Annotated in this window: 8 protein-coding genes; 2 read left to right on the top strand and 6 right to left on the bottom strand. The window is 73.0% G+C overall.

What is annotated here, in order from left to right:
• Window positions 1–18: 18 nt before the first annotated feature.
• The 6 genes from BKA22_RS17705 to BKA22_RS17680 all read right to left on the bottom strand — a co-directional run bounded on the left by BKA22_RS17705 (window position 19) and on the right by BKA22_RS17680 (window position 6,153).
• A complete protein-coding gene (locus BKA22_RS17705) occupies window positions 19–825 on the bottom strand; it encodes an ABC transporter permease (protein WP_223203714.1) in 807 nt (268 codons plus the stop codon).
• 11 nt (window positions 826–836) lie between these two features.
• Window positions 837–1,772, bottom strand: coding sequence for an ABC transporter permease (locus BKA22_RS17700; RefSeq protein ID WP_223203715.1), 936 nt, complete (start codon window positions 1,770–1,772; stop codon window positions 837–839).
• Window positions 1,748–2,959: an extracellular solute-binding protein gene (locus tag BKA22_RS17695; RefSeq protein ID WP_146954397.1), complete on the bottom strand. Its 1,212-nt coding sequence runs from the start codon at window positions 2,957–2,959 to the stop codon at window positions 1,748–1,750. Before BKA22_RS17695 ends, BKA22_RS17700 begins: the two co-directional genes overlap by 25 nt.
• Before the next feature lie 60 nt (window positions 2,960–3,019).
• Entirely contained in the window at window positions 3,020–4,114 is a 1,095-nt protein-coding gene (locus BKA22_RS17690; protein WP_146954398.1) for an ABC transporter ATP-binding protein, read from the bottom strand.
• A gap of 119 nt (window positions 4,115–4,233) precedes the next feature.
• Window positions 4,234–4,971, bottom strand: a complete 738-nt coding sequence (locus BKA22_RS17685) for an AAA family ATPase (protein WP_146954399.1) — start codon at window positions 4,969–4,971, stop codon at window positions 4,234–4,236.
• A gap of 144 nt (window positions 4,972–5,115) precedes the next feature.
• The gene (locus BKA22_RS17680; protein ID WP_179561850.1) at window positions 5,116–6,153 is read right to left on the bottom strand and encodes a methyl-accepting chemotaxis protein; all 1,038 of its coding nucleotides are present in this window, start codon (window positions 6,151–6,153) and stop codon (window positions 5,116–5,118) included.
• Between the two features lie 326 nt (window positions 6,154–6,479).
• Here BKA22_RS17680 and BKA22_RS17675 point away from each other — a divergent pair, with 326 nt between their 5' ends.
• Window positions 6,480–10,412 carry a Pls/PosA family non-ribosomal peptide synthetase gene (locus BKA22_RS17675; protein ID WP_146954402.1) on the top strand — a complete coding sequence of 1,311 codons (3,933 nt, stop codon included), beginning with the start codon at window positions 6,480–6,482 and terminating at the stop codon, window positions 10,410–10,412.
• Entirely contained in the window at window positions 10,409–11,770 is a 1,362-nt protein-coding gene (locus BKA22_RS17670) for a M1 family metallopeptidase (protein ID WP_146954403.1), read from the top strand. Before BKA22_RS17675 ends, BKA22_RS17670 begins: the two co-directional genes overlap by 4 nt.
• The last annotated feature ends 4 nt before the right edge of the window (window positions 11,771–11,774 follow it).

The following is an 11,774-nucleotide window of genomic DNA, read 5'->3' as shown; positions in this document are numbered from 1 at the left end:
ACCTGACCTGCGACCGCGTCAGAGGCGCCCGCCGCCGGTGGACTCCCCGGACAGCTTCTGGCTGAGGTAGATCGGGAGGATCGAGGCGAGCACGAGCACCGCCGCGACCACGTTGACGACGGGCCCCTGGTTGGGTCGCGAGAGGTTCTGGTAGATCCAGATCGGCAGCGTCGTGACGCCGGGCGGCGCCGTGAACAACGTCACGACGATCTCGTCGAACGAGAGCCCGAAGGCCAGCAGCGCACCGGCGACCAGCGCCCCGCGCAGCAGCGGGAACGTGACCAGGCGGAAGGTCGTGAACGTGTCCGCGCCGAGGTCCATCGAGGCCTCCTCGGGTGTGGTGCCCATGCGCCGCAGCCGGGCGAGCGCGTTGTTGTAGACCACGACGATGCAGAACGTCGCGTGGGCGATCGCCACCGTCCAGATCGAGAGCTCGAGTCCCAGGAAGGTGCGGAACCCGGTACGGAAGGCCAGTGCTGTGACGATCCCGGGCAGCGCGATCGGCAGCACGACGAGCAGCGAGAGCGTGTGCCGCCCGAAGAACGTGTAGCGGCCGAGCGCGAACGCCAGCAGCGTGCCCAGCAGCAGTGCCGCCGTGGTCGCGACGAGCCCGACCTCGAAGGACGTCAGGACCGCCGCACGGACGCCCTCGTTGCCGATCGTCGCCGTCCACCAGTGCGTGGTCAGCTCCTGCGGCGGCCAGGCGAAGACGGTGCTGGCGTTGAAGGAGTTGATCAGGACGACCCCGAGCGGCACGTAGACGAAGGCCAGGCCCAGGGCCATGACGAGCCCGAAGGTCCAGCGGGCTCGGCGGGAGTTCCTCACGGCACGCCCCTCTACAGGTTGTCCAGGGCGCCGGTGCGCCGCACGAGCATGAGGTAGACGACCATGACGGCCACGGGCAGCAGCGCGACGGCTGCCGCGAAGGGCAGGCTGCTCGTGTAGTTCTGGTAGACGATCGTGCCGAGCATCTGCGTGCGTCCGCCGACGATCTGCGCGGTGATGTAGTCGCCCAGGCTCAGGGAGAACGTGAAGACCGAGCCTGCGACGATCGAGGGGTACACGACGGGGACGACGACGCTGCGCACGGTGCGGGCCGGGTGGGCGCCGAGGTCGCCCGAGGCGTCGATGAGCGAGTCCGGCATCCGCTCGAGCCCGGCGTAGACGGGCAGGATCATGTACGGCAGCCACAGGTACGTCAGCGTCAGGACGGTCGCGGTGATGCCGTAGCCCGGGCCCGGCAGGCCGAACGGCTGGAGCATCCAGGCCAGCACGCCGGTCTCCGGCTGGACCATGGCCTGCCACGCGTAGATCTTCACCAGGTACGACGCCCACAGCGGCGTCACGACGAGCGCCAGGAGCAGGTTCCGCCACCGCGCGGGGGCGACCTTGGCCATGTAGAAGGCCATCGGGAACCCGAGGAGCACGCAACCGACCGTCACGGCGGCCGCGATGCCCACGGTGCGGGCCGTGGCCTGCAGGTACGCCGGCTCGGACAGCACGTCGACCAGGTTCTGCCACGTGAAGGTGCGCACGACCTCGTTCGTGAACTCGTCGACCGAGAAGAACGCCGTGGCCAGGAGCGAGGCGAGCGCGGCCAGGTAGACGAGCACCAGCCAGGCGGTCGGCAGGGTCAGGAGCGCGGCGAGCCGGACCCTGGGCCGGCGGAACAGGGCGGCCGAGAGCCGGCGCTCGTGCGAACCACGCGCCGGCTCCTCGACCGGTGGGGGATCGACCACGGGTGCGGTCAGCCGTTCTTCACGGTGCTCCACGCCTTGCCCCACTCGGAGTACGGGACGCACGTCACGTCGGTCCGCCCGTCGAGGCAGTCGCTCTGAGGTGTCGACCAGAACCAGATCCGGTCGAAGTAGGCCTGGTCCTCGGCGTGGTAGGTGTCGCAGTGCGTCGGGTCGGTGGTCAGCGCGCACGCGAGCGTGTTGGCGGGCGCCTCACCGAACCACTCCGCGACCTGGGCCTGCACCTGCGGGCTGGTGACCCAGTTCATCCACAGGTAGGCGCAGTTGGGGTGCTGCGCCTTCGCGTCGACCATCCACGTGTCGGCCCAGCCGGTGGCTCCCTCCTGCGGGAGCACCGAGCCCACCGGTGCCCCGTCGGCCGAGGCCAGGTTGACGATGATCTGCCACGTCGAGCCGACCACGGTGCTGCCGTTCTCGAGCGCCTTCTGCGCGTCGGCGTAGCTCGCCCAGTAGCTGGCGACCTGCGGCTGCTGCGCGGTGAGCAGCGCGACCGCGGCGTCGAACTGGTCCTGGTCGAGTGCGTACGGGTTCTCGATGCCCAGGTCCGGCTGCGTGGACATGAGGTAGACCGCGGCGGCGGCGATCGCGTCGGTCGCCGAGTCGTAGACGGTGATCTTCCCGGCATACGGGGAGTCGGGCTCGAACGCCACGGCCCACGAGTCGGGCGCCGGGTCCACCACGTCGGTGCGGTAGGCCAGCAGCTGCGCGCCCCAGCCGTGCGGCATGCCGTACGCGACGCCGTCGACCGAGTTCCAGGCCTGCATCTTCTGGAAGTCCGGGACGTCGCCGTAGTTCGTCAGCAGGTCCGTGGTCACCGGTGCGACCTTGCCCGCGTAGATCATCCGCAGCGAGGAGTCGCCCGAGGCCGACACGACGTCGAAGTCCCCGGTGCCCATCTTCTCGAACATGCTGTCCGAGGTGTCGGCCACCTGCACGTTCGCCGTGCAGCCGGTCTGCTCCTCGAAGGGGGTCACCCAGTCGACCGCGGGGTCGGTGGAGCCGTCCTCGGCGTACCCGGCCCAGGCGAGGATGTTGACCTCGCCCTCACCGTCACCCAACGTCGTCAGGGCGTCGACGGACGGCGGGGCGGCCCTGCCCGAGCCGTCGCTCGACACCTCGCCGTCCGAGGTGCCGCAGGCGGCCAGGGCCAGGCCCGCCAACGCCCCGACGGCCACGAGCCTCAGCAGTGGCGTGCGCGTCATCGTCGTCTCCTTCGCAAGCTCGAGGTCAGGTTCTGGTCGTGCGCGAGGCCGTGGTCGAGCTCACGGCACCGGGGTGGGCGTCGTGGGTGGTGCCGGGGTGGTCGCCCCGTCCGCCACCTGGAACTCGTGCTCCGTGCGCCAGGCCAGCAGGACGCGAGCGCCCCGCATGCCCTGGACGTCCATCGAGGTGGTCTGCAGGTTCTGCTGCAACGCCACCAGACGTGCGCCTGCGTCGAGGTCGACGAGGAACCGGGTCGCAGAGCCGACGTAGACGACCTCCTGCACGGTGCCGAGCGCACCGCGCTCACCCGGTTCGGGCCGGGCGTCCGCACCGCCCAGGCGGATCTTCTCCGGCCTGACCGACCAGGTGCCGGGACGACCCAGGACCCGCGACGCGGCCGTGTCCGTCAGCAGGTTCGACGTGCCGACGAAACCGGCGACGAACGGGGTCGCGGGGTTCTCGTACACCTCCGCCGGTGTCCCCACCTGCTCGATCCGGCCACCGGCGAAGACGGCGATCCTGTCCGACATCGTCAGCGCCTCCTCCTGGTCGTGCGTCACGAACAGGAACGTGATGCCGACCTGACGCTGGATGGCCTTGAGCTCCACCTGCATCTGCTCGCGCAGCTTGAGGTCCAACGCCCCGAGCGGCTCGTCGAGGAGCAGCACGCGCGGCCGGTTCACCAGGGCGCGGGCGAGCGCGACCCGCTGACGCTGGCCGCCCGACAGCTGGGCCGGCCGACGCGTGCCGTACCCCTCGAGGCGGACGCTGGCGAGGGCCTCGAGGGCACGCGATGCCCGCTCCTTGCGGCCGACCTTCTTGACCCGCAGGCCGTAGGCGACGTTGTCCTGGACGGTCATGTGCGGGAACAGCGCGTAGTCCTGGAACACCGTGTTCACGTCACGCTCGAAGGGCGCCCGTCGGGTGACGTCCGTGCCTGCGAGCTCGACCGTCCCGCTGCTCGGCAGCTCGAAGCCGGCGATGAGCCGCAGGACGGTCGTCTTGCCCGAACCGGACGGGCCGAGCAGCGTGAGGAACTCGCCGTCCTGCACGTCGAGGTCGACGCCGTCGACGGCCACGACGTCACCGAACTGCTTGCGCAGCGCCCGCAGCCGCACGGCGACCGTGCCCTCCGGTGCGTTCCGGTCGGCCATCGCGGCAGCCCTTCCGTGGCTGGGACGTCCTCAGGCGGCCGAGATGCGCCGCATATGTCCGGAATCTAGTGGAAGGGCGTCGTTCCTGCGCCCTGCGGGCACCGGATGCGCATCCGTGGTCACTGCCAGATGCGCGTCCGGTAGGCCTCGGGGTCGCTGAGGAAGCGGCGGTACTGGTCGACGAGCGAGAGCTCGTCCCACCGCGCCTGCGTCAGGCCGCTCTCGTCGACCTGCAGGAGTGTCGCGCCCTGCAGCGCGGCGATGACGGGGGAGTGGGTCGCGATCAGCACCTGGGCCCCGTGCTCGACCATGTCCACGACCTGCTCCGCGAAGAGCATCTGCGAGGGGAACGAGAGTCCCGCCTCGGGCTCGTCGAACACGAAGAAGCCAGGCTTGGCGAAGCGCGACGGATCGGCGGTCAGCGACAGGAACGCCTCGCCGTGGGATGCCTCGTGGAAGGCGGCCTCGCCGGGCCGCGGGTTGTTCTCGAGGTACGTCAGCAGCCCGTGCATCGTCTCGGCCCGCAGGAAGTAGCCCCATCGCGCCGACCCGGGCCCGCGGACGATGCGCAGCTCCTCGTGCAGGGGCGACTCGCTGACCCGCGTCGTGTGCCGGGCGCCCGTCCCGCCGCCCTCCGGGCTCAGGCCGAAGGCGAGGGCGACGGCCTCGACGAGCGTGGACTTGCCGGCACCGTTCTGCCCCACGATCACGGTCAGCGGTCCCAGGTCGAGCCCGTGAGCCAGCAGATGAGCCACCGCAGGCAGGGCCCAGGGCCACCCGTCCCGGGGTCGGGGTGGCGCAGCGGCGGCGGGGTCGCGCTCGACCCGGCGCACGGGCAGCGTGCTGAAGGGCTCCATGGCTCACCTGTGGCTGTCGGGGCTGCGGCGGCTGAGGCGCGAGCATCGGTACCGAGAGGTGCCGCGGTGTCCGCGCCGACGGTCAGCATCCCAGATGTCCACCGGTCGTCCCGCGGACGGCAGGGGGGCGAGGACGGTTGTCGGTCAGGACGTGAAGACCTTCTCGAGCCGGGTGGCCCGCTCGGCGACGAAGTCGGCCGACGAGCGCAGGCCGTCGACGGCACGCGCCGAGGCGTCGGCGGCGTCGGCGACGGCACCGACGTCGCGGCTCATGCCGTCCGCGGCGGCGGACTGCTCCTGCACGGCGGCGGCGATCGTCGCCTGCTGCTCGCGGACCTGCCCGATCAGTCGCACGATCTCGTCGATCGCCCCGGTGGCCCCGGCCATGGTGTCGGTGATCGCGGCGAGCATCTCGCTGATCTCCCCGGTGGCGTCGTGCGTGCGGTCGGCCAACGACTTGACCTCGCCGGCGACGACCGCGAACCCGCGCCCGGTCTCGCCGGCACGAGCAGCCTCGATGGTCGCGTTGAGGGCGAGCAGGTGCGTCTGGTCGGCGATCGCGGTGATCAGCTGGCTGACGGCGCCGATCCTGACCACGGCGTCGTTCAGCGCGGCCAGCCGCTCGCCCGCCACCTGGGCGGCGTCGACGGCGGTCGAGGTCCCCTGGGCGGCCGCAGCGGATCCTTCGGCGATCTCGCGGATGCTCGCCGACATCTGCTCGGAGCTGGCGGCGACGGACGCGGCACGGCTGGAGACCTGTCCGGCGTCGGCCGCGAGCCCGTTCGCGAGGGTCGTGAGCGAGGTGGAGGACTCGGCCAGCTCGTCCGCCACCTGGCTCGTGGCGCGCTGGTGCGCGTGCTGCAGGCTCACGTCGTCCCAGACGCCGACGAATCCTTCGGCCAGCCGGTCCACGACCACCTGGAGCTCGACCGACCCGGTCGCGACCTGGACGGACACCACGGTGGTCGTGGGGAACTGCCTCGAGGTCCGCACGACCTCGGCGAGCCGTTCACGCAGCGCCTGCATCACGTGCGCGCCGTGCTCGCCGATGATCCGTCCCGCGAGGCGGTCGCCGGCCTGGTTGCGCTGCACGATCTGCCCGCCGGGCTCGACGACGACGAGCGCCGCGGGCAGGGCGTCGAGGACGACGTGGGCGCCCAGGCGGGAGACCAGGGGTGCCACGCCGGTCTCGGGGCGGTGTCGGCGAAGGACGGGCATGGTGACCTCTCTGTCGGGCGGACTCCTGTCTCGATCGGTCGGCTTGACCGCTGCATGACCAGTTCGGGGACGGGCGCGACCCATGAGCACGCCGCGATCGGAGACCCGTGGGGCCGTGCCGCGGCTCCCGGGCTGCGGCCGTCGGGTCCGCCGCCGCTCGGCGCGTCCGGACGCGCCTGCACCACCCCAGGTGTTCACTCCCGTGTGAGAGCATCCGCGGCGCCAGGCCCCAGGAGGCCTGTCACCACGGCGGATGCCCGGGCGTGCCCCGGGCGGGAACGAGACGAGCGGTGACGAACGCCAGACCTGTGACCTCCACCCTGCGCGCCGCGTCACGGGCGCCCGCGCCGCGCACGCTCGTGGACGTCTTCACCGAGACGGTGCGTCGGCACCCGCTGGCGGTCGCGATCGACGATGGCGACGAGGTCCTCACCTACGCCGCGCTCGACGAGGCGGTCCGGCTGCGTGCCGGTCGGCTCGCCGCGGTGGGCGTCCGCCGCGGGGACCGGGTCGGGATCCGCGTCACCTCGGGCACCGTCGGCCTGTACCTGTCGATCCTGGCCGCCCTGCGGGCCGGAGCCGCCTACGTCCCCGTCGACGCCGACGACCCCGCCGAGCGGGCCCGTCAGATCTTCGACGAGGCGGGGGTCCGGGTCGTCATGGGCGACGGTCCCGAGCTCACCGGCCCGGACGGTGCCCCGGCCGAGCCGCCGCCGCAGCCTGGCCCCGCCGACCAGAGCCCGCTCGTGCAGGACGACGCGTGGGTCATCTTCACGTCGGGTTCCACCGGGAAGCCCAAGGGTGTCGCCGTCTCGCACCGCAACGCCGCCGCCTTCGTCGACGCCGAGGCGAACCTGTTCCTGCAGCGCGCCCCGATCGGTCCCGGCGACCGGGTCCTCGGGGGCCTGTCGGTCGCGTTCGACGCCTCCTGCGAGGAGATGTGGCTCGCCTGGCGCTACGGGGCGACGCTCGTGCCGGCCCCGCGCTCGCTGGTCCGCGCCGGCACCGAGCTGGGACCGTGGCTGGTCGAACGTGAGATCAGCATCGTCTCGACCGTCCCCACGCTGGCCGGTCTGTGGCCCGTCGAGACGCTCGCAGGGCTGCGCCTGCTGATCTTCGGCGGCGAGGCGGTCCCGCCCGAGCTCTCCGAGCGCCTCGTCCACCCCGACCGCGAGGTGTGGAACACCTACGGTCCGACCGAGGCCACGGTCGTCGCCTGCGCCGCGCTCCTCGAGGCCGGGCAGCCGGTGCGCATCGGGCTGCCGCTCGACGGCTGGGACCTGGCGGTCGTCGGACCGGACGGCACCGAGGTCGAGGACGGGGCGAGCGGCGAGCTGGTCATCGGCGGTGTCGGCGTGGCCCGCTACCTGGACCCGCAGCTGGACGCCGCGCGGTTCGTCGCCATGCCCGCTCTGGGCTGGGACCGCGCGTACCGCACGGGTGATCTCGTCGAACGGCACGACGACGGCCTGGTCTTCGTGGGCCGGGCCGACGACCAGGTCAAGGTCAACGGGCACCGGATCGAGCTGGGTGAGGTCGATGCCGCGCTGCTCGCCCTGCCCGGCATCGCCGGTGCGGCCGCCGCCGTCCGGCGGACCGCATCCGGCTCGGCCCTGCTCGTCGGGTACGTGGTGCCCGCCGAGGACACCCCGGTGCAGACCGCGCCGCTGCTCGCCCGGCTGCGCGAGACCCTGCCCGGCTCGATGCTGCCCCTGCTGGCCGTCGTCGAGGAGATCCCCACCCGCACGTCCGGGAAGGTCGACCGCGACGCGCTGCCCTGGCCCGTCCCCGGAGCCGACGCACCCGGTGCCGGAGCGCACCTGACGGGCACGGCCGCCTGGGTCGGTCAGCAGTGGGTCGCCGTGATCGGCGGGCACCCGGCGGACCTGGAGGACGACTTCTTCCTGCGCGGCGGCAGCTCGCTCACGGCCGCCCAGCTGGTGTCGGCGCTGCGCACCCGCTACCCCGAGGCGACCGTCGCGGACGTCTACGACCACCCCGAGGTCGGTGACCTGGCCGACTACCTGCAGGCCACCTGGCCCGGCGCCGACGAGGAGCCGGTCACCACCGCGCCCGCCACCGCGGTCCGCCCGGTGGGGATCGGCAGCCAGGTCGTCCAGCTGGCCGCGCTGCTCCCGCTGCGCACGCTCGTCGCCCTGCGCTGGCTCACGGCCCTCGCCTCGATCAACCTCGTGCTGCACGCCCTCGCCCCAGTCCCCTGGCTGCGGCCTGTCTCCGTGTGGTGGGTGCTCGCCGGGTGGCTGCTCACGGTCAGCCCCGTGGGCCGCATGGGCGTGTCCGCGCTCGGGGCACGTCTGCTGCTCCTCGGGGTCCGGCCCGGTGACCACCCGCGCGGCGGCTCGGTGCACCTGCGGCTGTGGGCGGCCGAACGCCTCACCGAGTCGTTCGGCGCGATCACGCCCGCCACCGCGACCTGGGTCTGGCTGTACGCCCGGGCGCTCGGCGTGCGGATGGGCCGCGACGTCGACCTGCACTCCGTCCCGCCGGTCACGGGCATGCTCACGCTCGGCGACGGGTGCGCCGTCGAGCCCGAGGTCGAGCTGTCCGGGCACTGGGTCGACGGCGACGTCGTGCACATCGGCCACATCACGATCGGCGCAGGTGCGACCGTCGGGGCACGCAGCGTCCTGCACCCGGGCGCGCACGTCGCCGACGGCACGGACGTCGCCGCAGGCTCCGCGGTTCACGGGCAGACCGGCGCGGGGGAGTACTGGGCGGGTTCGCCCGCGGCCCGCGTGCACGAGGCTCGGCACCCCTGGCCCACCGAGCGTCCGGCCGACCACAGGCATGCCGGTCGCTGGGTGCTCGCCTACGGCCTGGTCGGTGCGATCGTCGCCGCCCTGCCGGCAATCGCGGTGACCGTCGGACTCGCCCTGGTCGCGCTCGCGGTGCGGGGGACGGCCACGCTCGCCGACGCGGTCGTCCCCGCGCTGCTCGCGGGTCTGCCGGCCGGCGTCGTCGCCGCAGGGCTGTACGCGCTGCTCGTCATCGTGTGCGTGCGGGTCCTCGGTCGGGGCCTCGACGAGGGCTACCACCCCGTCCGGTCGCGGCAGGGCCTGCAGGCGTGGGCGACCGAGCGGCTCATGGACGCGGCCCGCACGATCCTGTTCCCGCTGTACTCCTCGGTCGTGACCCCGGTGTGGATGCGGCTGCTAGGGGCCCAGGTCGGCCGCGGGACCGAGATCTCGACCGTGATCGGGCTGCCCGGCATGATGCGGCTCAAGGACGGTGCGTTCCTCGCGGACGACACGATGGTCGCGCCCTACGAGCTCGGCGGCGGGTGGGTCCGGATCGCCGTCGCCAAGGTGGGCCGGCGCGCGTTCGTCGGGAACTCGGGCATGACCGCGCCGGGACGGACCGTCCCGAAGAACGGCCTGGTCGCGGTGCTGTCCGCCACCCCGCGGCGCACCCGGGCCGGCTCGAGCTACCTCGGCAGCCCGCCCGTGCTGCTCCCGCGTGCGGCCACGCTCGACGACCCGGCCCGGACGTACGACCCGCCGGTGCGGCTGCGGCTGGCACGCGCGCTCGTCGAGCTCGGGCGCCTGGTGCCGGCGCTCACGCTCAGCACCGTGGGCCTGGCCACGCTGCTGGCGTTCCAGGCCGTGGTGGTCCGCGCGGGCTGGGCGAGCGCGGTGGTCGTCGGCGGGCTCGTCCTCGCGGTGACGGGTGTGCTGGCGGCCGTGGTCACGATCGTCGCCAAGTGGCTGCTCGTCGGGCGCCACCGGGCGGGGGACCACCCGCTGTGGAGCTCGGCCGTGTGGCGCGGCGAGCTCGCGGACACCTTCACCGAGATGGTCGCGGCCCCGTTCTTCGCGGACCCTGCCACCGGTACTGTCGCGCTGGTGTGGTGGCTACGAGGACTCGGGGCGCGGATCGGGCGCGGCGTGTGGTGCCAGTCGTACTGGTTGCCCGAGCCCGACCTGGTCCGTCTCGGGGACGGCGTGACGGTCGGGGCGGGTTGCGTCGTGCAGACCCACCTGTTCCACGACCGCGTCATGAGCCTGGACACGGTGCGGATCGACGCCGGGGCCACGATGGGCCCGCACGGCGTGATCCTGCCGGCCGCCCGGCTCGGCGAGGGTGCGAGCGTCGGCCCTGCCTCTCTCGTGCTGCGCGGGGAGCACGTCCCGGCCGGGACCCGGTGGGTCGGCAACCCCATCGCCCCCTGGCGCACGGCGGGCACGCAGCGGGCTGCCGCGTGAAGGCAGGCTCGCGCGGTGCGGCCGCACGGGACCCGTACGACACGTCCCACGGCGACCGGGCCACGCACGTCGTCCACTACGACCTGGACCTGACGTACCGTCCGAGCAGCAACCGCCTCCAGGGGACGGCCACGCTGGAGATCGTCACGCTCGAGGCGACCAGGGCCGTCGTCCTCGACCTCGTGGGTCTGGCGGTGGCGAAGGTCACGGTCACCGGGGCGTCCCTGAGCCGTTACGACCACAAGGGCGGGCGCCTGACCCTCCGACTGGCGAGCGAGCTGGCGCCCGGCGCGCGTCTGAAGGTCGCCGTCCGCTACGGCGGCAACCCCCGCCCGGCACCGAGCCCGTGGGGGCTGGTCGGCTGGGAGGAGCTCGAGGACGGTGTGGTCGTCGCGAGCCAGCCCACGGGCGCACCGACCTGGTTCCCGTGCAACGACCGGCCCGACGACAAGTCGACCTACCGGACCTCGTTGACGGTCGACAACCCGTACTGCGCGCTCGCGCACGGCACCCTGACCTCACGCCGCACGAAGGCCAGCGCCACCACCTGGGTCTACGACGAGCCCCACCCCACCTCGACGTACCTCGCCACGGTGCAGATCGGGCAGTACGACGAGATCGTCCTGGCCGACACCCCCGTTCCGCAGCGCGCCCTGGTCCCCACGACGCTCGTCGCGGCCGCGCGTCGTCGGCTCGCGCACCACGGCGCGCTGATGACCTACTTCTGCGAGACCTTCGGGCCGTACCCGTTCGCGGCGTACACCGTGGTGTGCACACCGGACGAGCTGGAGATCCCGCTCGAGGCGCAGGGCGTGTCGATCTTCGGCGCGAACAACCTGCAGGCGACCGGCGGCGAGGAGCGGCTCATCGCGCACGAGCTCGCGCACCAGTGGTTCGGCAACAGCGTCTCGGTGAGCACCTGGCGCCACATCTGGCTCAACGAGGGGTTCGCCTGCTACGCCGAGTGGCTGTGGTCGCAGGCCTCCGGCGGGCCGACGGCCGACGCGCTGGCTCACACCTGGCACGCCCGGTTGCGGGCGCTGCCGCAGGACCTGGTGCTCGCCGACCCCGGGTACCCGCGGATCTTCGACGACCGGGTCTACAAGCGGGGCGCGCTGAGCCTGCACGCGCTGCGCACCGTGATGGGCGACCCGGCGTTCTTCGACCTCGTGCGCGCGTGGACCGGCACGTTCGCCCACCGCAGCGCAGCCACCGAGGACTTCCGGGACATGGCCGTCGCGCACGCCCGGGCGTACGGAGGGGACACGCTCGCCGCGACGGTCACCGCGCAACTGCACGCGTGGCTCGACGAACCCGTGCTGCCCGCGCTCCCGGTCGCCTCGGCGACGCGTCGCTGACGCG

The sequence above is a fragment of the Cellulomonas soli genome, from assembly GCF_013409305.1.
Classification (GTDB): domain Bacteria; phylum Actinomycetota; class Actinomycetes; order Actinomycetales; family Cellulomonadaceae; genus Cellulomonas; species Cellulomonas soli.
Note: the sequence above shows the minus strand (reverse complement) of the source record. Positions and strands in the feature narration are given on the sequence as shown.